Below are 23,476 nucleotides of genomic sequence, written 5' to 3'. Positions count from 1 at the left end.
CAATCAATGCTCAAAATAGGACATCGTGGTGCTAAGGGTTACACACCTGAAAACACCCTAATAAGTTTCGAAAAAGCGATTGAAATGCAAGCGCATGGCATTGAACTCGATGTTCACCTGAGTAATGATGCTAAACTTATGGTGATTCATGATGAAACCATTGACCGAACGACAAACGGCAAAGGCTTTGTAAATCAAATGAGTTGTTCAGAATTACAAAAATTCAAAATTGAAGATCAGCAATACATTCCCACTTTAGAAGAAGTGCTAAACTTAGTCAACCGTCGATGTTGGGTTAATATCGAATTAAAAAGTTACGAAACCATACCCAAAGTAATCGAAATTATTGAAAAATACATCCATAATAAAAACTGGACGTATACTGATTTTATCGTTTCAAGCTTTGACTGGAACGCCTTAAAAGAGCTAAAATCAAGAAATCCAAAAATTCCTATTGGCGTCCTTACCGAAGAGGATTGGGAAGAAGCTATCGCTTTCGCAAAAGGGATTCAGGCCAAATCCATACATCCAGATTATAAATTATTGAATGCAGAAAACACCCAAATTTTACAACAAAATGGCTTTGAAGTATTCCCTTGGACAGTAAACGAAAAAACGGATATTACAAAAATGAAATCTTTTAATGTAAACGGAATCATCTCCGATTTTCCAGATAGAATATGAATCAAAATTTTGACATAATAATTGTTGGCGGTGGTGCTGCAGGATTTTTTACTGCCATTAATATCGTTGAAAAAAATCCAAAGATAAAAGTGGCTATCCTAGAACGAGGAGCCGAAGTATTGCAAAAAGTACGCATCTCTGGCGGTGGTCGTTGCAATGTGACACATGCTTGTTTTGAACCAAATGAATTAGTAAAATTTTATCCTCGTGGAGAAAAAGAATTAAGAGGTCCTTTTCATCAATTTTGCTCGGGCGACACCATTGAATGGTTTGAAAAACATGGAGTCGAACTTAAAATAGAAGAAGACGGCAGGATGTTTCCTGTATCTAACAGCTCGCAAACTATTATTGACTGTTTTTTAAAAGCCACAAAAAAACTTGGAATCTCGGTACTTACTGGACAATCTGTACAGTCCATTTTTAAGAAAGAGAATCTTTGGAAAATAGAAACTCAAAACGAGAATTATCTGGCGGAGAAATTGGTAATGGCTACGGGTAGTAATCCTAAAATTTGGGAGATGCTTCAACAACAAGGTCATGCAATAGTAAACCCAGTTCCTTCCCTATTTACTTTTAATATCAAAGACCCTAGAATAAAAGAATTGTCTGGCGTTTCGGCTCAGGTTTCGGTAAAAGTTAAAGACAGCAAACTAGCTTCAACCGGACCTTTATTAATCACCCATTGGGGAATGAGCGGTCCTGCTATTTTAAAACTTTCGGCTTGGGGCGCCCGTATTTTACATGACAAAAATTACCAATTCACCATATTCGTCAATTGGTTAAACGATATTGACACTGAAGAAGCCGAAGAACTTTTGAAAGCATTAAAACAGGAGCAAGCCAAAAAGACGGTTTCAAAAAAATCTCCGTTTGAGATAACAAACAGACTTTGGGAAAGTTTAGTCTTGGCTTCTGGAATTTCAGCTGAAGCAAAATGGGCAGATTTATCTAAAAATCAAATTCAAAATGTAGCCAAACAATTAACTAACGCCTCTTTCCAAGTGAACGGAAAAAGCACTTTCAAAGAAGAATTTGTAACTGCTGGAGGAATTGATTTAAAAGAAATCAATTTTAAAACCATGGAAAGCAAAATTCACGAAAACCTATATTTTGCTGGTGAAATTGTGAATATCGATGCCATTACAGGCGGATTTAATTTTCAAAACGCCTGGACGAGCGGATTTATTTTGGCGAATGCCATTTCACTTAAATTAACATAATTTTAAAAGGAATTCGAAAGATAATGCTGTAACTTTACTTACATATCTTAATCCTATGAAATCAAATTTCCTTCTTGCTATTTTTATCTTAATTAGTCATTTTAGCTATTCTCAAACTCATAAACTACTGAGAGGCAAAGTGATGTCTGAACGTTTTTTATTACAGAATGTAGATGTGATTAACAAAACAAAGGAAATCAATACAAAAACTAACGAAAAAGGGGAATTTATTCTTGTTGCCGATGTTAACGACAGCATTCTTTTTTACGACAAAGACTATCAATTAAAGAGAATCAAATTGAGTTTTGAAGACTTGGAAACGAACAACATCATTATTGCAATTGACAAAAAACCAGAAGAACTAAAAGAAGTAGTTATTCGTAAAATTGATGTTGATTGGAAATTTGACAAAAAATGGGAACAAATGAAAAGAGATGAAGTTGCCGTTTACAGACAATCCAAACAATTAAAAAATCCAGCTATTAATGATGGTACCATTACTAACGGAATGGATTTTGTCAAAATTGGGAAAATGCTTTTTGGAGACCTTTTGAAAGGAAAAAAAATAAAAGCAGACAATCCTGAAGCTTTCAAAGAAATAACCATTGCCAATTTTGACGAAAATTTCTTTACGGAAACATTACAAATAAAGAAAACAGAAATTGACAGATTTCTTAGCTTTTGCAACTTTGACCCCAAATCCAAAAAAATCATTTCCGAAAATTCAAATGCACTTGAATTAATGGATTTTTTATTCGAAAAAAACATAGAATTCAAAAAAGCAAATGCTACTGAGTAATTTATAGGTATCGAAAATGGAAAATGTAGAACAATACATCAATGCGCTTCCAGATGAGATTCAAAAAATAACTCAAAACATAAGAAGCATCATTAAATCCGAAGCTCCTAACTGCATTGAAAGTATTGCGTATGGAATGCCCGCCTATAAAACATTTGGGAAACCCTTGGTTTATTTTGCAGCCTTCAAAAATCATATCGGACTGTATGCTACTCCCTCAGGTCATACGCAATTTGCAACAGCATTATCCCAGTACAAACAAGGCAAAGGTTCCGTTCAATTTCCATTTGACAAACCTATTCCATACGACCTAATCAAAGAAATTGTTGCTTTTCGCGTTAAAGAAAATGAACAAAAATTCAAGAAATAAAGCTGAACATTATCGATTCAACCACCAAATACTAGCATTCAAAACAGCAGCAAAACTTACCCAGGCCAAATAAGGCACTAACAAATAAGCCGCAATTTTGTTGATTTTTGAAAATTGCAAATAGCATTCATAAATAAATAACCAAAGAAGAACAATTTCTATTCCGGCTAACATTGGGTTGTGTAAACCAAAAAACAAATACGACCAAAGTGCATTCAAAACCAATTGGATTAAAAAGAACACCAATGCTTTTTTAACCCTGTCCTTATCATCAGTATAGCGATTCCAAACCAATCCAGCTGCCACTCCCATCATGATATACAACAAGGTCCAAACTGGTGCAAAAACCCAATTAGGCGGATTAAAACTTGGTTTTACTAAGGTAGGATACCAGTCTAATATAGCCGAACGTGTTTCTATTCCCGAAAAATAACCAACACCCAAACACAATACAACAACAGCAATTATTTTAATGATCTTGTTCATTTCGTTTTTTTTTCAAAAATAGTCAAAACTTTGTAACGAATAACTTAATAAGAAACGAACGAATAAATCAAAAAAAGTATCTTTGCGCCAAATTTCATCAGTCATGTTTACAGCAAACGATTTTATTCCAAATAGCTATTCTCAAACAATAGAAAACGGTTCCTACCAATGGAGTGCACCCAGTAATATTGCTTTAGTGAAATATTGGGGAAAAAAAAACAATCAAATCCCAGCCAATCCATCGGTAAGTTTTACTTTAAACCATTGTAAAACAATTACAAAACTAGCTTTTGAGAAGACCAGAAATTCTGGAAATTTTTCGTTTGACTTACTTTTTGAAGGAAAACCAAAAGAAGATTTCAAACCCAAAATTCAAAAATTCTTTGAACGAATTGAAAGCTATTTGCCTTTTTTAAAAGATTATCATTTTACCATAGATACGCAAAACACCTTCCCGCATAGTTCCGGAATTGCTTCTTCTGCTTCAGGAATGGCCGCTTTAGCTATGAACCTAATGTGTTTAGAAAAAGCTTTAAATCCTGAAATGACTGAAGAGTATTTTTATCAAAAAGCTTCTTTCTTGGCACGTTTAGGTTCTGGAAGTGCTTGTCGAAGTGTAAAAGGTGAAGTAGTAGTTTGGGGAAATCAAGCCAATATTAAAGAAAGTTCAGATGAATATGGGGTGGAGTATCCTTACCGTATTCATGAAAATTTCAAAAATTATCAAGACACCATTTTATTAGTTGATAAAGGCGAAAAACAGGTCTCAAGCACTGTAGGGCATGAGTTGATGCATAATCATCCATTTGCCGAAAGGCGATTTGCACAAGCACATGAAAATTTAGACAAACTGATTGCCATTTTTGAAAAGGGTAATCTGGAAGAATTCATTCAAATTGTAGAAAGTGAAGCGCTGACTTTACACGCCATGATGATGACTTCGATGCCTTATTTTATCTTAATGAAACCGAATACATTAGAAATCATCAATCGCATTTGGAAATTCAGAAAAGACACACAAACCCCAGTATGTTTTACACTGGATGCAGGTGCTAACGTACATGTTTTATACCCTGAAAACGTAAAAGAAAAAGTACTGCAATTTATTAAAGCCGAATTAGTTGGCTATTGTCAAAATGAGCAGTACATTTGTGACGAAATTGGAGAGGGAAGTCAATTGATAATGGATAATTAACAATTGATGATTTTATGGAGAAGAAGAATATAATCAAAGATAAGTCATTCACTTTTGCAATAGAGATTGTATCTCTTTATAAAGTTCTCATTGAAAAAAAAGAATTTGTTTTATCAAAACAAATGTTGCGTTCAGACACATCAATTGGAGCAAATATCAGAGAGGCAGAACATGCACAAAGTAAATTAGATTTTATTCATAAATTATCCATATCTTTAAAAGAAGCAAATGAACCAGAGTATTGGTTGGATTTATTATATAAAACTAACTATATAACTGAATCGGAATATCAAAATATCAAAATTAAAATTGTCGAAATATTGAAAATACTAACAAGCATAATCAATACTTCTAAAAACAACTAATTATACATTATCAATTATTAATTGTTAATTATTAAAGACATGAAAGGACCTTTATTTTACTCAAAAATATTACTCTTTGGAGAATACGGAATTATTCGTGATTCGAAAGGGCTTTCTATTCCGTATAATTTTTATAACGGAGCTTTGAAAAAAAATGATAATCCTTCGGCAGAAGCCATTGCTTCTAATGCTAGTTTAAAACGTTTTGCTGATTATTTAGAATCCTTGGAAAACGAAAAAACAAATTTGGTTTCTTTTGATTTAAAATCGTTAAAAAATGACATTGAAACTGGAATGTATTTTGATTCCAGTATTCCACAAGGTTATGGTGTGGGGAGTAGTGGTGCATTAGTTGCAGCTATTTACGACAAATATGCCCAAAACAAAATCACTGTTTTAGAAAACTTAACTCGTGAAAAATTATTAGAGTTAAAAAATATATTCTCTCAAATGGAGAGTTTTTTCCACGGAAAAAGTTCAGGATTAGACCCATTAAACAGCTATTTGAGTATTCCAATTTTAATTAATTCAAAAGATCATATTGAAGCAACAGGAATTCCATCACAAAGTTTTGATGGGAAAGCTGCTGTTTTCCTTTTAGATTCTGGAATCATTGGTGAAACGGCTCCAATGATTAATATTTTCATGGAAAATCTTAAAGACAAAGGTTTCCGTGCTATGCTAAAGAATCAATTTGTAAAATATACCGATGCTTGTGTCGAAAACTTCCTAGGTGGAGACATGAAATCATTGTTTAGCAATACTAAAAAGTTATCCCGTGTCGTTTTAAATCATTTCAAACCTATGATTCCTGAGCAATTTCATGAAATTTGGCAAAAAGGTATCGAAACAAATGATTATTATTTAAAACTATGTGGTTCAGGCGGAGGCGGATACATTCTGGGCTTCACAGAGGATTTAGAACGTGCCAAAGCTTCATTAAAAGATTATAAACTAGAAGTAGTTTATCAATTTTAATAGAACGCCATAAAGAACACAACAATAACTGTCTAAAATGTTTAGTAGAAAACACAAACTTTTAGCGTTAAAAATTGTCAGTTTGTTCTCTGTAATTAGAGGTTACAACATTCCAATCATAATTTTAGCGCAATATTTATCGGCTATATTTATATTGGCGCCAGAAATAAGAGCCTTAGATGTACTGCTCGATTTCAATTTGTTTTTGATTGTTTTTGCTTCCTCATTAAGCATTGCATCGGGATATATCATCAATAATTTTTACGACAGTAAAAAGGATTTAATCAACCGACCTAATAAGTCCATGCTTGACCGATTAGTGAGTCAAAGCACGAAACTAAAAGTTTATTTTACTTTAAACTTCATTGTTGCCACGATTGCTTGGTTTATTTCCTGGCGTGCTTTATTGTTTTTTTCGGTTTATATTTTCCTGATTTGGTTTTACTCTCATAAAATAAAAAGATATCCTTTTATAGGTAATCTTATGGCCTCAATCATGGCTGTACTGCCTTTTTTCGCCATATTGTTATATTATTACACCAAATTACCTATTTACGAAATAGAAAACTACAAGGGACAATTTGTTGTGATTTTTGCACACGCTACTTTTTTGTTTTTATTATTATTGATTAGAGAAATGATTAAAGATTTAGAAAACATAAAAGGAGACCTTGTAGACAATTATAAAACCATACCTATTATTTACGGTGAAGAAGCTTCGAAAAAAATCATCAGCATATTAACCCTTTTTACGCTATTACCTATTTACATTTTAATCGAAATGTACGATGTAGGCTATATGGATATTTACTTTTATTCCTGCCTGATTATTCTAATTTTCTTCTTACTGTATCTTTGGAAATCCAACACTAAAATTCAGTTTCTATTACTGCACAATGTCCTAAAATTTTTAATTGTGTCCGGAGTCTTTTGTATTATACTTATTGACCCAAGTGTTTTATGGCATGGAAAGAAACTACTTTTGTCATTTTAAAAGGCACAAACAATTAAAATCACCTACTAAAGAGATAGTTATCGTTTTATAATTGGCATTTATCAATTAACAAGGATATAAATACTATCTTTGCAAAAATTATCGAATAATATGAATAATAAGGAAGGCAACAACAAAAGAGGTGGTTCTAGACCTAATAGCTCGAGACCAAATGCTAACAAGCCAAAGCCTGCTTTGCCGAAAAGAGCACAAGGAACTAAAAAACCTAAATTTAGTGCTAAAGCTTCAGAAGAGGCTACCAAAAAAATAGAAAAAAAACCAAATCCAGTTGCTAAAAGACCAAAAGCAAAGGATGAAATTCGTTTAAACAAATACATCTCTAATTCAGGCGTTTGTTCGCGTCGTGATGCCGATATCTACATTCAATCAGGAAATGTAAAAGTAAATGGAAATCCAGTTACTGAAATGGGTTATTTAGTAAAACCAGGAGATGTTGTAAACTTTGACGGTGTTACTTTGACACCGGAAAAGAAGGTTTATATCCTATTAAATAAACCTAAAAACTTTACTACAGCATTAGATGAAGGACAAGAATTCCGCAATGTTTTAGAATTAGTCAAAGGTTCTACCACTGCTAAAATTGCTCCTGTAGGTAGAATGGATAAAAACACGACTGGACTTTTATTATTTACAAATGATACTGATATGATTAGAAAGTTTACGCTTCCTAATCAAAAATCATCAAAAATATACCAAGTTTCTTTAGATAAAAACTTGAAATTTGAAGATTTAGAAAAAATTAGCAAGGGTCTAGTAATAGAAGGTCACCGCGTTTTTGTAGAAGAAATAAGCTATATTGAAGGTGAACCCAAAAGCGAAGTGGGACTTAAATTAAAGACCTCTAACATTAAAGTAGTCCGTAATATCTTTGAACATTTGGATTATGATGTATTAAAAATTGACCGAGTAGCTTTTGCTGGATTAACTAAAAAGAACCTACCAAGAGGAAACTGGAGATTACTTACTGAACAAGAAATCATCAATTTGAAACATTTTTAAATTCACAAAAAAACCGCATCTATGATGCGGTTTTTTTTATGATTAAAAGTAAATTATTACCATTTAAATGGCAAATACCAGTTATTTGGATTCATTAACTTAGCTCTTACAGTAGCAGCTTCTGCATTTCCTTCTTTGCTTAGTTTCTCATAGATTTTATCTGCCAAGAAAGAAGGATCATTTCTACGTCTAGCAACACGTACTAAATCTTCCCAACGATTTCCTTCATAAGCAAGATCAAGAGCAGCTTCATTAATCAAGTTGTTTTCAATAGAAATCAGACTATCCCCAACAACTGGTGCTGGAGGAAGATTAGCACGCCTTCTTATTCCACCATTTCTATGCCAATTAGCTCTAAATCTTGGAAAATCACCCTGACGCGCATCAAAATCGTAAGGATAAGGCTCTTTTGTTTGCATGATATTAGTTACATTTCCTGATGTATTACTCACACCACCACGATTGTATTCAACTTGAAAACCATTATTAAGTATGGCACTTGCTATACGGTGTTTGTTATCACGGTTGGCTGCTTCTGCATAACGTAAATGTAATTTAACAGTTCTATACAAAAACCAATCTCCATTATTTTCTGGGCCTGTAAGATTTGCATCACTTTTGTATTGGTATTTCATAATCACAGGATCATTACCTTCCATCAAATAGGTTAATTTACTACCTCTTGCATCATAAGGTATATTTACTTGTTTATTGCTATTCCATAAATCAATGGATGCTTGTGAGGGTTTAGCCAAATAATCACCTTTGGATTTAGAGAATAATTTAATAAAAGGATTATCCCATGAAAGATTACTAGTGTATGGTATTGACCAAATCCATTCTGTATTCCACAATGCATCTCTAGTCCTACTAAACATCGAACGCCAACCTGAAGTATTACCATTTATCAAACTTGATGCATTATCAGCTTGAGAATACCTCACAAAATAATTGTTATTTGGATTATTCCCGTCAGCAAAGATACTAATACGATACGATTCATAACGCTCCGTATCGTTACTACTAGTACTTGCAGTTTCCATAACATTTTTATAATAAGAAGCGGCTTTAGTATAATTAGCTTTCCATAAGTGTAAATCTCCTAACAAACATTCTTTATTAATAAAGAATTTGGCTGTAGAATATCCATCTACATTGGTTACCATCGTGCTTTGAGCATTGTATGGTTTTTTGTATTCTAAAGATTCTGAAAAAAGAATCAATTTATCCAATAGTTCTGAAAAAGGTATACGTGGATACTTATTGGCATTTTTTGCATCTTCCAATGTAGAAATAGGCTCAGTAATATAAGGCACACTGCCAAAATGAATTCCTAATTGAAGATACACCCAGCTGCGAATACAGCCAACATCAGCATAGCGTTGATTGTATTGATCTTGAGTAAAACGCTTTTCTGCAAGCATTATATCAAAGTTCTTTAAGATATCATTGCAGTTATTAATCACCTCATAAAAAGGTTTAGGACTAATATAGGGATTATCTTGACTTACATTATGTTCAGAAAGTTGCTTTAAAAAAGTAGATGAATTGGGTGTTGTAGTCATCAAATCGGCGCGCATTTCGTTTAGAATAACATACTTATCCGCTAAACCAACAAATTTACCATAAAGACCAAAAACAGCAGCATCAGCATCTGTAACAGTTTTATACGCATTTTCTTCGGTTAAACTAGTTTTTGGCTCCACATCTAGATAATCTTGACAAGAGTTTAAACATAGCACAAAAACAAAAGAAGCAATAAGTGTAGCTCTCTTTGAGGATTGAATTATAATTGATTGTATCATTTGTAAAATTGTATAAATAATAAAATTAAAGTCCTAGACGTAAACCTAGCTGTATGCTTCGAAATTGAGGAGCCATTCCTACATCAACACCTTGCCCAAACAAAGAAGAAGTAGCACTAAATTCTGGATCAAACCCTAAATACTTGGTAAAAACAAATAGATTATTTGCAGTGGTATAAATTTTAATATATTTAATGTACTTCATTTTTTCTACATCAAAATCATAACTAACAACCAAGGTCTTTAAACGCAAATAAGAACCATCTTCAATCCAACGATCTGAAAATTCTGAATTCCCCATTGGGTCTCCAAAAGCAGCTCTAGGAATATTAGTTTGTTGACCTTCTGCTCTCCAACTGTTTGCCACAGCGATACTTTGGTTATCATAACTACTCATTTTTTCCAAATTGTAACGCAATCCGTTGTACAAATCATTTCCAACAGAAAAATTGAATTGAGCATTAAGGGTAAAACGTTTATAAGTAAAGTTTCCATTGAAACTACCGAAGAAATCAGGGTTTGGATTACCAATTACTTTACGGTCTTTACTGTCGATAATCTTATCACCATTTTGATCAACAAAACGCATATCACCACCTCTGAATGCTGTCAATGCACCAGTTTCACTTAGTCTTGACAATCCATCAGCTGTAGCCTCTTGTGTTGTACTATAAACACCGTTTGTTTGCAGACCATAAAATAAGTTGGCATCCATACCAACACTAGTAATGTATGTTGCACCTGCAAAATTGCTCAATATATCACCATTTGGTAAGTTTTTAATTTTATTTTGATACGTAGCAATGTTTAAACCAAAATCAAAAGTAAAATCAGGAGATGAAATAACCCTTGCATTCAATGAAGTTTCAGCTCCAGTTGTTTTCATAGCACTATTATTTGCTAATACGCTATTAAATCCAGAAACGGTACTAATATTCTGAAAAGTAGTCATATTGTTTGTTCTTTTACTAAAGTAATCTACTGTAAAATTTAGCCTTTCTTTTAACAAACCAAAATCAACACCCAAATTATATTGACGTTGGCGCTCTGGTTTCAAATCGGGGTTACCAATATTACCTAAAACAAGTCCTTGAAAGCCCAAAAATCCTTGAGAAACATACTGTTTTTGTGCAATATAATCACTGAAGCCGTCATTTCCAGTCTCGCTTACAGAAGCTCGTAGCTTTAAATAATTGATAAACTCCGAATTTTTAAGGAATTTTTCGGACGAAACCATCCAAGCTCCAGATATAGCTGTCATTAAAGACAATCTTTCTTTACCATTCATATTGTCACCAAAACGACTAGAACCATCCACAGCATAAGAAGCTGTTAAAAAATATTTATTTCTAAAATCATAATTGGCATTGGCATATATATTTAACCAATTTGTTTCGGCCAAACTTCCGCTGATAGGATTGGAAATAGATCCAGTTCCAATAAAAGTAAAATCGTCAGTAGGAGAATTATAGGAACGAACGTAGTCGTTTTCTGCTTTACTAGATTGAGTTCTGAATCCAAGACGAGTTACTATATTATGATCATTTTTAAAATTTTTGGTATAATTCAAAAAGGTATCAAAAAAATAACTTTGATAGCTTTGCGCATCACTTCCAGACTGATTTTTTATAAGGAAATTACCCAACATAAAATCTGTAACACCCCTATCTGGTGTAAAGAAGTTTTCTCTTTCCTTATTAAGAGTTAAGCCTAGAATAGTGTTTAAATTCAATGAATTATTTAAAAAGTAACTAAATTTTAAGTTACCAAAAAAACGGTAATTATTATTATTAGCAATCCCTTTGGCTAAAATAGCGTTCGGGTTAGAACGATTAAAAATATCAACTTCCGAAAGTATTGGAGAAACATTACCTAAATCGTCTATTGCATTTGTACTTAAAAAAGGTGCTTTGATTAAGGAAGAATACAACGGACTTACATAATTCTCACCTCCTTGAGACCACTGCTTTTGGATATTATTAATAAAAGATAAATTGGCATCAACATTAAATTTTTTTGTCAATTTTAATGAAGCATTTAAACGAGTTCCATAACGTTGTGTATTAGTTCCTCCAACAATACCTTCAGAATCAAGGTAATTTAATGAAAGCCCGTATTTTGCAATTTCATCACCACCACGAACTTTTAAATAATAGTTTTGATTCATCGATTGTTGCAGTACTTGATCTTGCCAATCGGTATTGTTTTGATATAAATAATAACCTGGAGAACCAGCCGTATCATTTAAAAAAGGCAAACTAGCTACCTGTTGCTGACTCAAGCCTGATGAACTAGCGAGTCTTGTAAAATGTGTACGCAAACCATTAGCATCCAATACATGATAATTTTCAGGACGTTCATTTACACCAGCATACATTGCAAAATCAATTTTTGTAGTAACCTCGGTAGGTCGATTGGTTGTTATGTTGATAACACCATTTGAGCCTTTGCTTCCATAAAGAGAGGTACCGTCTTTAATAACAGTAACATCTTCGATATCTTTAACATCAATATTAGCAAAAGGGGAAGAAACATTGTTTGAAATAATTCCTGATCCGTAATCCTCGTCGTCATATATCATTCCATCTACTACAATCAGTGGCTTATTACTACCATACAAAGAGCTAAAACCACGTAGGGTTAGATTATTACCTGCTCCTGGTGTCCCCGAATTACGAATAACATTCAAACCAGAGACCTTTCCTTGTAAAAAAGCACCAACGTTTTCATGTGATGGATTTGACCACTGATTGTTATTAAAATTAACTACAGAAGCAGCTTGAGTAGAATTATACTGCATAATATGTCCGCTAGCCGAATTTGCCAATTGATAGGTTTGAGCATAATTAGACTCGTTCATAAAGATTTCTAAACCAAACTTACGGTTTTTCAAGGGAAATAGTTTGGTTTGAAAATCCTGTCCACTTACCTTTAAAACAGCGTCATAGTTAGGAACAACAATCTCGAAACTTCCATCATCTTCCGTAATTGTTGAAGTAAAATTTTCTACAGCAACACTAATTCCAGACAATGGCTTTTTATTTTTAGCATTGAACACAATACCTTTTACGGTGTATCCATTCAAAATTAATTTTGTTGAAGACATTGAAGTTGCGGTAGAATCTTGTGCTTCTTGAGCACGCAATTGCACAAAAAACACAGATGCAATACATGCGAAAACAAAGCCACTCGATTTTATAATTTTTAGCATAACCAATTTTTTTTATAATAATATTTATTTAACTACCGGAACAATTTTTAAATAATCTATAGTAAGAGAATTAAGACCATTAGTAGCTACATTAGCACCTAATAATGTTAAATTTAATATGTTACCTGATTGTAAAGGTGTGAAATCACCAACAAAAACCTCATTAAAATCATTAATTGGTACAGGAATATATGCTAATGTTTTAAGAGGATTAATTAATGAAAAAGTAGTACCGTTTACGACATAAGTACCTCCAATCGATATAGTTTGATTAAAAACAGTTGTTTTATTATTTATGGCACGCCAATAAACTCTATAGGTAGTACTGTATAGATCTTTTAGCCTGCTTAGATACACAAGTTTCGGCAACGCGAATCCTGGATTTGTAACAAAAACATCTTTAATATTCTCACTACTAGATAAGAAAAAGTCCCTGTAAGCAGTTGCTCCACTATTTATACTAAATCTCAAATCAGCAGTTTCTCCTTGAATTACAATTGGCACTAAACGTTTGTTCAGGGGAACATCAACCTTTTTCATGATGTAAACAATACCGTTACTCAATCGAATTGGTTCTCCAACAATTTGAGTTTTATCTATAGCGTATTCTACACCAAAGCGGGAGGTTAAAGTACTTGGTAATTGACTTGGTTCGTACTTTTTGTTGAAAACCATATCACGAACCGTAAAATACTTCGCATAAGTAGCCGTTGAATCCGTTGTAGATTTAATAGTGTAAGCTTTCATTTTGTCTGTTTCTTGTGTATAGCCCTCATTTTCCATTAAAAAGAGCGTATAAGAATTCTTTTCGTTATTCAAATTATACACATTTGTTAAAAAAGAATTCGTCAACGAATCGGACAAATAGCCTGCACCAGCAGTTTCAGATAAAATCTTTTTTTCAATATCCTCTTTGTAGATACTAAAATCTTTCAAAGCAAGCAAATCAGCACTCATCATAGATGTTGCGGATTGTGAGGCAACATATTGCCATATATTGAGCTTTGGTGTAAGCGGTTTATCAATAACATGGTAGATTCCGTTTGAAGCTAACATATCAGCTTTAATGATAGTCGCATCATCAATAGTAGATTTGCCCTTGAACACTAAAAACTTCTTGCTCTGCATCTCTATTTGAACTTCATCGGTATCACGAACCGATGAATAAGAAGTCAATGCAATATGATTACCTACAAATTGCTTTAAGGCCACAGGATCATTTATTACCGAAACAGGCACTTGGCTCATGGCTGCATTCGAAGGAACAAATACTGTGAAATTTTTCGAAGACGCCAGAACCTTGTCGTATCCAGTTGCTACCAAAACTTTTGAAAATTCAGAAAACTCACTAGAGCTACTAATTGCTTCTACTAAACTTTTATCAATGTTTGCTTCATTAGCGGTATTCCTATCGTTCCATGGATCGGAACAAGAAAAGGCTAACACCATTAATGCTGTTATAGCAATTTTTTTATAAAAAGAATGAAATTTAATCATTGAGGAAAATTTGAATTAATAAAATAAAACTTGAAAATTAATTTTCTGGCTCTCCAGGCTTAGGTTTTGGAACTAAATTACTTTGTCCCGGAACAGGTAGACCTTTTTTAAATTTTGGCCAAATCTGATCCATATCTACTGGACGGAATTCCACAATATCCAAACGATCCGCATCATTTGCGCCAGAATTAGCTGCTTGATCACTTACAAACTTTATTTTTTGTCTTCCTGTAGTTTCCACATCAACAATACCTACCAACCTAGAGTATTGAAGATCATTTTGAACATGTGGGAATATATATCGCTTATAACCTTGTGTTTCCAATACATTGTCAGGAATACCAGCCTGTGTATCAAATGGATTATTTGGTTTTTCTCTCATGTTAAGAACTCTCGAGGTAATTTTATCATTAAAATATACTCTCACATTAGTATTGGCTCTATCAGTTTGGCGATAGGATACCCAAATTTTATAGCGCCCTTTAATAATAACTGGCGTTGTAAATTCGATATTGTTTAATCCTCCACTACCAAGTCGAAAACGGAAAGGACGAAGATCATCGCCATTCACGGCGGTTGAAGAAGGTGCCCAATCTAACGTAAAGGTTGTAGAACCTGTCCAAATTACGTCTTTAAATTTACCTGGACCTAGACCAAATTTAACACCACCAGGCTTTCTATAATTTGCCACATTAGCGGCAAATTCTGGCTGATCACAAAGGTCAAAATATACAGGCAAAGGAAAACGCTTGATGATGGTGAAATTGGTATCCACTGAATGCAAAACACCATTAGAACAAGTCAAATCACTTGCTTGTCTGATAGCCGAAAAACCAGGTTCTAAAACTCCGTTAAAAATATCGCGATTAAGAAAAATTTCACCATTAATTAATTTTGAACTAATAACTTCAGAAGGTGCTTTAGTCACAAATACTGGTGTAATAGCAAAATCGGCAAGATAGTTCAATTTCGGTATTACGTGATATTGAACGTATAAATTCAAACTATCTGCTGCATTAGTTGGATCTCCAAGGTGACTGTAACGTATTTTTAAATTTTCGAGTGTATTAAGTGTTAATTCCTCTTTAGTTTTAGGATTAGTCCATTTAGTTCTATTGTAAACTTCATTAGACTGTACTAAAACAGTAAGAAAGCTCCCCGTTTTATTAGCGTCAAATGTTAAAGGTTGGTTTAATTTTTCAAACCAGCCAGTAGCCTTAAGAACTTCAGTAAATAAAGATAATTCTGGATTGGCTTCAATTGTTTGAGCCAATGTTTTATTGGCAACGGTTAACACTTTATCAGTAATATGCACTACAGCATTTCCTAATTCTAAATTTGAGGTAAGAATTTTAGCTTCTTTATTTAAAGTTCTAAAAGATTCACCATTTACCACTGTGTTACCTGTAATAATAAATTGCCCCAATAAAGTTGGGTTAAATAATTTACCGTCTGTAAAAGAAGCAGTGGTATATTTGGTATCGATAATGTGTAATTTCACTACTTTTTTTAGGTCTTCTATAGGAACTTGTGTCAAAGAAGTAAAACCTAAATCTTTAAGATAATTGTTTACAGCTTCATTAGTAGGAATAAATACAGTAAATGTACCATAAGTATTCATATAAGAAGCATAATTTGTAAGATCTAACATTTCCAAAAACAAGGAATATTCTTCGTTATCACGCAGGAATTCAGTAACGTTTTGTGTTTCGTCAGTAGTTTCTTTAAACTTAAGTTCTGTACAGCTTTGTAAAAGCAAAAAAGTGATAAAGAAGAAAAAAACGGATAACAAACGAGGTAATCTTGATAATTTTTCCATGGCTTGATTAGTATATTATTTGTAAAAAGGATTTTGAACAAGGGCCTTATTAACCTGAAGTTCAGTGAAATTTATTGGAAAATAATGACTGTTATTATCATTTAGTTTTGACACAATAGATTGAATACTTGTAGGTGGTGCGTTTTGAGTAGCAACATCAATTAATAACTGTTTACGCTCGTAATTATTGGCTTTGGCAACACGCAGTAAGTCAAACCAACGTTTACCCTCAAAAGCTAATTCTCTTGCACGTTCATCCATTATATAATCAATAAGAGCAGGAATATCAGTTGCACCTGGAGTTCGTTCAGTAGCTTTTAGCGCTCTACGATTCGTTCGTAACTCGGAAATAATATCTAAAGCAATTTGACCCTGATTAAGTCTTGCAGCAGCCTCTGCCTTCATTAATAAAACATCCGCATAACGATATACAAACCAGTGTGTGTTACTTTCATTTCTATCTTTAGATTCGACATTGTTCAAGCCAGTGTATTTATAAATTGCACCAGTAGAACCAATTAAAGCTGCAAAATCTCCTCTATAATCTCTGTTAGATGGAACATCAAAATCAATTCCATAAACATTTTCCATAATTAGAGGAGTAGCTCTCACTTGAGGAAATACATTTAATAAATCGTATAATGGATTTTGAACAAGAAGACTGAACTGCAATTCAAAAATACTTTCAGTTGAATTACCAACTGCAAAAACTCTATTAAACCAAGTACTTCCCCCAGCATTGATTAAAGCAAATTTATTTGATTTTACAATTTCATCAGTAGCATCAAAAGCCTTTTGGTACTGCTCGGTCCACAAATAAACATCTGCTAATAAAGCATTAACAGAATAAACTGTAATTCGTCCTTTATTATACGCATTATTACCATAGTCTTCAGTAGCGTAGGTTTTTGCAAGTTCTAAATCTTTTATAACTTGATCAAAAACAACACTTTGTGTCGATGTTGGTAATTGATAATTTTGAGAATCAGAAAGTGATGCGTCTAATTTCAATGGAACATCCTTGAAAGATCTAGCAAGGGTAAAATATAAATAAGCTCTAATTGCCAATGCTTCTGAAAGAAAATTATTAAGCTGTGTTTGAGAAAGTGTTGGATCTAAATTCTTAACATTAGGAGCCAATTCAATCACTGTATTGCAATAATTGATAGATCGATAAAAAACATCCCAATCGGTAATAGAATTAGTTGGTAATACATTGGTATTCAAGATATCTCTAATCTCATCATTAGCATTAGTTCCTTCCGACACTAAACCGCCTCTTAACTCCCCATAATAAAAGAGTCTACTGATTAAATTTCTGTCTAACAAGGACGTATATATCCCTATAACAGCAGCCTGTACATCTTCTTTGGTTTTCCAAAATTCATCTCGAACAATACCATCTTGTGGGCGTAAGTCCAAATAATTATCACATGAAGTTGTTGCTAAAAAGACAAACAAAGCAAGGATAGATAGTTTTATTTTAGTTTTCATATACATATAATTAAAAACGAGTAGATAATCCAAATGACAACCTTCTAGTTGGTGGTGTAGAGGCATTGTCTATAGCGATACCGAAAATCCCTCTTTCTCTTGAAACTTCGGGATCTTGTCCGCGGTATTTAGTGATTGTAAACAAATTGTCAGCAGTAACATAAAAATTAAGAGCCTCTAGCCTCAATTTCTTGATAAATTCTTTTTTGAAAATGTAATTGAATGTTACAGATCGCAAACGAACAAAGGAAGCATCTTCTACATAACGGTCTGAACCCAACCAGTTAAAACCACCTCCTAAAAGAGCTCTTGGCATATTGGTTACATCTCCAGGATTACGCCATCTGGATAAAACAGCGGTACTTTGGTTATCGTAATTAAACATATTTGTAGTGGTCATATCAGTACCATTAACAACATCAACTCCTAAACGGTAAGAAAAGAAAAGCGATAATTTAAATTGATCTTTCCAAGAAACATTCGTACCAAAACCTCCAGAAAACTTAGGGTTACTATTTCCTAAATACACTACGTCTCGAGAATCGATATTACCATCTTTGTTAATATCCTCATAAATAGCATCACCTGGCTGGAAAACATAAGATGAAGCTGGATAGTTAAAACGCATAAATACCGTTTCACCATTAGGTCCAGTAATTATATTTCCACCTGCATCACGAGCCAAAGTAGCGTCTAAATCTTTATACACTCCCTTAAATCGGTAACCGTAAAAAGAACCAAAAGGATTATCAACTTGTACAAAACGCTTAAAAGAACCATTCACAATTGACGAACCACTTTCAGTAGGTACAAATTCAGAAATTTCCTTGATAACATTCTGATTACTAGAAATATTAAAATTAAAATCAACTTTCCATTTACCTGATTTATATGGGGTAGATATCAATCCTATTTCCCAACCAGAATTCTGTAAGGTACCCACATTTTGGTTTGAAAGAGTATTGAACCCTGAAATGGATGGAATCTGTAAATTTGCAAAAAACAAATCTTTTGTCAAATTACTGTAGACATCAACATCTAACATAACACGATTATTAAACATATTAAGGTTAAATCCTAAATTTCTTCCAATAACGGTTTCCCAACGCAAATTAGTTAACTCCATGTTGTTTGGAACAACACCATTTAAATCAATATATGGATTTGTAGACGCACTGTAGGTATTAAAGAAAGTATATTCGTTTCTTGGTGCATTACCTGCATGACCATAGCTTAAACGCATACTAAAATCATCAACAAAAGTTGCTTTTTGCATAAATGATTCTGCAGAAATCCTCCATCGCGCAGAAACAGATGGAAAATATCCATATCTATTTTTACCTGTTAGTTTTGAATTTCCATCACCACGCATGGCTACATTTACAATATAACGGTCTAACAATCCATATTGGGCATTTAAAACAGCACCTACGCTTCTTCCTTCGCCATATCCTTCTCCCCTGCTAACGGAAGTAATTCTTGAAGGTATAGATGTATCTGTAAATAAAGAAGAGGCTGTATTAGTGTTACGAAAGGAAACACTTCCACCACGGCTATCATTAGTTTGAATGGAAAGAACAGATTGCAATGTTTGGTTTTTTCCTATTGTAGGAGTAAATAGAAGATTTATTTTAGTATTTAAAACAGCTGAATCATCTGTAAGTTCAGAAGTAGAATTTACATTAGGTGAAGTAAACAACAAACCAGTAGCGCTTTGAGGCTCAATTACTTTAGTCTTTCTGTTACTAAAGTCAAATTGAACATCAAATGTCGACACAAGCAATTTCGGTACTAAATCAACCTTAACATTAAAATGGGGAACAATTCTATTTTCAACCTGTTCGTTAGTAGCTAAATTAGCAATAGCAACAGGATTAAGGCTACGCTGTACATTATTTAACGGTAAAAAATAATTTGGTGTTAACTCTCCTGCCTCGTTGTATTCATAAATACTCATATTAGGCATTTTTCTAAAAGCAATTGAACGCAAACGATCAATATCTGTCGAACCGAAAGGGTTAACAGAATTTCTGTTAGTTTTTGAATTAGTATAAGCTAAGTTTGCACGGAAACTAATTCTATCGGAAACTTCATAATCCAAATTCAAACGGGCATTAACCCTTGTAAATCCAGTTCCTACTGTTACCCCTTTTTGATCAAAGAGACCAACAGAGGTAAAATATTTTGCTTTTTGCCCTCCACCCTGTAAAGATAAATTATGCTCATTAGACACACCTGTCTGGGTGATAGCATCCAACCAATCTGTGTTATTACTATAATTTTTAAAATAATACACATCTTGTGGATCATACTGGAACTCCTTTACTGTTAAGGTATTTAGCGGAACTCCACGAAGATTCATAAAAGCTTCGGGAATTAATTGTGAATATTGATCACCAGAAAGCATAGGTATTGCTTTTGGTACTTTGGATACAGTCCCTCTAAAAGTGTATGAAATTTTTGGAGCAGAAACAGATCCACGTTTGGTAGTAATTAATAAAACACCGTTAGCGGCTCTTGCACCCCAAATTGCAGTTGCTGCTGCATCCTTAAGAATTGTAATCGTTTCAATATCGGTTGGCGCTACATTTAACAAAGCAGCATACCCTTGATCATCTGCGGTAGCGAAATTAAAATCAGAAGGCACAGGCGTTTCAAAAGGCATACCATCAACAACAATCAAAGGGTCTTGGGATCCCGAAATAGAAGAAGTACCACGAATACGAATCTGCATACTTGCACCTGGATCTCCACTAGATGCAACAATATCTACACCAGGCATACGTCCTTGCAATGCTTCGTCAATTGAAGCGGCTTGAGTTTGAGCCAAATCAGCGGCATTAATAGTAACGGAACTGGTGGTACGGTCTCTTTCAGCTATTCTCATCAAACCATTATCTGTAGACTTTTTGGTTGTAATGACTATACTTTTTAATTCTTCTACAGTTGATACCAATGTTACCTTAATGTTCTTGGACGCACCAATGGTAACCGTTTTGGTTTTGTAACCAATGGCAGAGAATACCAATTTGTGGTTAACATCTTTAAGTTTTATGGCAAAACCACCATCTAAATCGGTTATTACACCCCCAACAGTTCGGTTTTCATTATCTTGTTCAGCTACTGTAACCCCTGGAACTGGAAGATTATCGCTTGAATCGAAAACTTGACCACGAATTAGCTCTCCCTTCACAGTTTGTGAAATTACTGGATTAACTAACAGAAATAGTAAAACGACGGTTATTTTTGAAAATATAGTATTAAATTTTTGTATCATGTTATTCCGTAAGTTTAAGGTAGTTGTCAACTAAATGAATTAAGGATCGGTCAGCTAAATTATTGCTACTTGCAGGTATAAAATTGGCAGTAGTACCTGAATTATCACTGAATTTTAAATTTTTAGCTTCACTGTTAATATTTACATAGGTTTTTTCCCCTTTAGAATCTCTTCTTAAGGTTTCAAAAAGTCCATTGGTTAGATTATCATTTGAAGCTGTTCTCCCTACAATTATATGGTATCTAATGAAATCAGCTATTAAATCCCTTTGACCCGCAATGGTAGTTGTAGGTGATGCAGGTAAAACTCCATCAGTAACTGCTTTTGCTATTGCTGCATTATTAGGCACAATAAATGTGTAGCTAGTTCCCAAATCAGTACCATCGATCTTTCCGTCTGATGCTCTATAAATATTGGAATTGCGCAAATAATTAAAAAAACTACTATATTGTGTATTTTGCGTGGCCAACCTACTTATAGCTAAACCTTGAAATTCTGTTGAAAATTCAGGAAATTTATCTATGAAATAAGCAATTCCATTTTCTTGTCTTTCTGAACCTAAAATATTTACTGCATTTCCAGCCACGATTGTTCCAGCTGCGTATATTTTATTATTATTCCATTGAATATATTCACCAAACAGTTCGCTATCACCTGTTCGGATAACCCCTGAAGTAGTTGCAATATTATCCAATTCTCCGTTAGGTGTTGGAACAATACAATTGTAAAAAAGTCGCAATAACCTGTTTCTAGCAGCGGTTCCGATTTCTGAAATGGCTCCGTTTGGTGACAAATATTCCCAACGCAACTGAATTGAGTTGTAACTATAACCTAAAGATTGAAGAACTGAATCACTAGGTAAAAACAAAGTAAATTTTGAATCTATATTACTAACAATTTCTCTGTAACCAGACCCATCATTAAATAGCCTTACCGCTAATGAGTAATTTGGGTTCAAATAAGCCGAAGTATAGACACTATAAAAGATATTTGATCTTTGTATTTTATTTGTACCAATAAAGAAACCATTACTCAATACTTTTTTATCAGCAACATCAGTAGTGAAGTCAAAACGCAATTCTTCTTTTAATCCATTTTGATATTGACCTTGTAACGAAGGCCAAACTGCTCCAGCAACCATGTGTGCATTTACTAAATCTTGAAATACATATTGAGGCAATTCTTCATATTTGAAATGCTTAGTTAATACATCTTTGATAAAACTTCGCATAGCATCATTATTAGGAGCTAACAAAGTATAGGCATCATTTTGACCATCATTATCAACTGCCTTAAGATAATTTTCATTATTAGGCGAAAAAACTAAATTAGGATTGTAAGTCTTTACAAAAACATCTTCGGAATTTCCTGAAAAATTTCTGTAATTATTTGTCATTAAAGAGCTAAATGGATATGTTACAAAATTCTTTTGTAAAATATCATAGAATATACTGTAATTAGGATCTGATTTTAAATGTGTATCAATACTATTTAAAGGAAGAGAAACTTCAGTCACTTCCTGTATCACGCCATTTTCAGCGATAATATTGGCCTCCTTAATAAAACCACCCAATACATTAAAATCAGTAAAAGTAGCATTTGGATAGAAAAAATTATAGTCACTAGCGTTTAGTTTTTTTGCAGCAAAATATTCTTTATCGAAATAAGTAATATACTTGTTATTATTGTCTATAACAGACACACCATTCACAGTAGCATTCAACAGCCCACCATTTCTATTAACATCAACTATTAAACGTCTAACTCCATCAAAACCCACATCATATTTAAATCCCTCGTAATAAGCCGTTCTTCTTCTAAAAGCTTGATCAATTACCCAACCGGTACCTGATTGATAATCAGAAAGCTGGTCGGTACGGAAGGCATTAAATACAAGGGCATACTTAACAATTTTAGCAGCAGTAGCTTCATCAATCTTACTTACATCTGAGATAGAATTTCCTTGAAAATACTTCGTAAAAGCTTCATCATTAGGTGCGAAAACTGTCCAATATCCTGACTTACTTAAAATATCTTTATAACCAGCCTTTTCGATTAAAGCAGTAAAGTTTTTAAAATTACCTCTGGCTTCCAATTGTTGGTAAATTGGATCTTCTAAGTAATCAGGACGCCCATAATATTCATCAAATACGTCTCGACTACAGCTGGTAAAAAACACCAAAAGAGGTAGAATTAATAAATAGTTAATTTTTGTCTTCATTATTTGGTTAGCGTGTAAAGTGGTGAATAAATTATTTGTGA

General features: G+C 33.4%; 17 protein-coding genes. 9 read left to right on the top strand and 8 right to left on the bottom strand.

Features of this window, described 5'->3' with window-relative positions:
• Window positions 1-6: 6 nt before the first annotated feature.
• Genes ACFPTQ_RS05160 through ACFPTQ_RS05145 form a run of 4 tightly spaced genes read left to right on the top strand, consistent with a single transcriptional unit; the run spans window position 7 to window position 3,073 of the window.
• Window positions 7-684, top strand: a complete 678-nt coding sequence (locus ACFPTQ_RS05160) for a glycerophosphodiester phosphodiesterase (RefSeq protein WP_379774707.1) — start codon at window positions 7-9, stop codon at window positions 682-684.
• On the top strand, window positions 681-1,904 hold the full coding sequence (locus tag ACFPTQ_RS05155) for an NAD(P)/FAD-dependent oxidoreductase (protein WP_379774704.1): 1,224 nt from the start codon (window positions 681-683) through the stop codon (window positions 1,902-1,904). Before ACFPTQ_RS05160 ends, ACFPTQ_RS05155 begins: the two co-directional genes overlap by 4 nt.
• 55 nt (window positions 1,905-1,959) lie before the next feature.
• Window positions 1,960-2,703 carry a hypothetical protein gene (locus tag ACFPTQ_RS05150; RefSeq protein ID WP_379774701.1) on the top strand — a complete coding sequence of 248 codons (744 nt, stop codon included), beginning with the start codon at window positions 1,960-1,962 and terminating at the stop codon, window positions 2,701-2,703.
• A 16-nt stretch (window positions 2,704-2,719) separates the two neighbouring features.
• Window positions 2,720-3,073 carry an iron chaperone gene (locus ACFPTQ_RS05145; protein WP_379774698.1) on the top strand — a complete coding sequence of 118 codons (354 nt, stop codon included), beginning with the start codon at window positions 2,720-2,722 and terminating at the stop codon, window positions 3,071-3,073.
• 9 nt (window positions 3,074-3,082) lie between these two features.
• Here the strand turns inward: ACFPTQ_RS05145 and ACFPTQ_RS05140 are convergent, their stop codons facing one another.
• A complete protein-coding gene (locus ACFPTQ_RS05140; protein WP_379774696.1) occupies window positions 3,083-3,559 on the bottom strand; it encodes a TspO/MBR family protein in 477 nt (158 codons plus the stop codon).
• A gap of 103 nt (window positions 3,560-3,662) precedes the next feature.
• On the opposite strand from ACFPTQ_RS05140, the gene ACFPTQ_RS05135 reads away from it, so the two are divergent.
• From ACFPTQ_RS05135 to ACFPTQ_RS05115, 5 genes are all read left to right on the top strand, one after another.
• Window positions 3,663-4,754 (top strand): diphosphomevalonate/mevalonate 3,5-bisphosphate decarboxylase family protein, encoded by a 1,092-nt coding sequence (locus tag ACFPTQ_RS05135; RefSeq protein ID WP_379774694.1) that lies wholly within the window; start codon window positions 3,663-3,665, stop codon window positions 4,752-4,754.
• A 14-nt stretch (window positions 4,755-4,768) separates the two neighbouring features.
• Window positions 4,769-5,119 (top strand): four helix bundle protein, encoded by a 351-nt coding sequence (locus tag ACFPTQ_RS05130; RefSeq protein WP_379774691.1) that lies wholly within the window; start codon window positions 4,769-4,771, stop codon window positions 5,117-5,119.
• Window positions 5,120-5,158: 39 nt separating this feature from the next.
• Window positions 5,159-6,097 carry a mevalonate kinase gene (locus ACFPTQ_RS05125; protein WP_379774688.1) on the top strand — a complete coding sequence of 313 codons (939 nt, stop codon included), beginning with the start codon at window positions 5,159-5,161 and terminating at the stop codon, window positions 6,095-6,097.
• Window positions 6,098-6,134: 37 nt separating this feature from the next.
• Complete coding sequence (locus ACFPTQ_RS05120; RefSeq protein ID WP_278034187.1) at window positions 6,135-7,091, top strand: geranylgeranylglycerol-phosphate geranylgeranyltransferase; 957 nt, start codon at window positions 6,135-6,137, stop codon at window positions 7,089-7,091.
• Window positions 7,092-7,202: 111 nt separating this feature from the next.
• Window positions 7,203-8,111, top strand: a complete 909-nt coding sequence (locus tag ACFPTQ_RS05115; protein WP_379774684.1) for a pseudouridine synthase — start codon at window positions 7,203-7,205, stop codon at window positions 8,109-8,111.
• A 56-nt stretch (window positions 8,112-8,167) separates the two neighbouring features.
• Here ACFPTQ_RS05115 and ACFPTQ_RS05110 read toward each other — a convergent pair whose 3' ends face one another.
• The 7 genes from ACFPTQ_RS05110 to ACFPTQ_RS05080 are packed head-to-tail and all read right to left on the bottom strand — an operon-like array spanning window position 8,168 to window position 23,435.
• Window positions 8,168-9,916 (bottom strand): RagB/SusD family nutrient uptake outer membrane protein, encoded by a 1,749-nt coding sequence (locus tag ACFPTQ_RS05110; RefSeq protein ID WP_379774682.1) that lies wholly within the window; start codon window positions 9,914-9,916, stop codon window positions 8,168-8,170.
• Window positions 9,917-9,941: 25 nt separating this feature from the next.
• The gene (locus ACFPTQ_RS05105; protein ID WP_379774679.1) at window positions 9,942-13,127 is read right to left on the bottom strand and encodes a SusC/RagA family TonB-linked outer membrane protein; all 3,186 of its coding nucleotides are present in this window, start codon (window positions 13,125-13,127) and stop codon (window positions 9,942-9,944) included.
• 24 nt (window positions 13,128-13,151) lie between these two features.
• Window positions 13,152-14,624 carry a fasciclin domain-containing protein gene (locus ACFPTQ_RS05100; RefSeq protein WP_379774677.1) on the bottom strand — a complete coding sequence of 491 codons (1,473 nt, stop codon included), beginning with the start codon at window positions 14,622-14,624 and terminating at the stop codon, window positions 13,152-13,154.
• A gap of 37 nt (window positions 14,625-14,661) precedes the next feature.
• A complete protein-coding gene (locus ACFPTQ_RS05095) occupies window positions 14,662-16,443 on the bottom strand; it encodes a fasciclin domain-containing protein (protein WP_379774675.1) in 1,782 nt (593 codons plus the stop codon).
• A gap of 15 nt (window positions 16,444-16,458) precedes the next feature.
• Window positions 16,459-17,937 carry a RagB/SusD family nutrient uptake outer membrane protein gene (locus ACFPTQ_RS05090; RefSeq protein ID WP_379774673.1) on the bottom strand — a complete coding sequence of 493 codons (1,479 nt, stop codon included), beginning with the start codon at window positions 17,935-17,937 and terminating at the stop codon, window positions 16,459-16,461.
• A gap of 10 nt (window positions 17,938-17,947) precedes the next feature.
• A complete protein-coding gene (locus ACFPTQ_RS05085) occupies window positions 17,948-21,214 on the bottom strand; it encodes a SusC/RagA family TonB-linked outer membrane protein (protein WP_379774671.1) in 3,267 nt (1,088 codons plus the stop codon).
• Between the two features lies 1 nt (window position 21,215).
• Entirely contained in the window at window positions 21,216-23,435 is a 2,220-nt protein-coding gene (locus ACFPTQ_RS05080; RefSeq protein ID WP_379774669.1) for a fasciclin domain-containing protein, read from the bottom strand.
• Window positions 23,436-23,476 lie beyond the last annotated feature (41 nt).

The sequence above is a fragment of the Flavobacterium sp. GCM10022190 genome, assembly GCF_042656445.1.
Taxonomy (GTDB): Bacteria; Bacteroidota; Bacteroidia; order Flavobacteriales; family Flavobacteriaceae; genus Flavobacterium; species Flavobacterium nitratireducens.
This window is presented reverse-complemented; position numbering and strand designations above follow the sequence as displayed.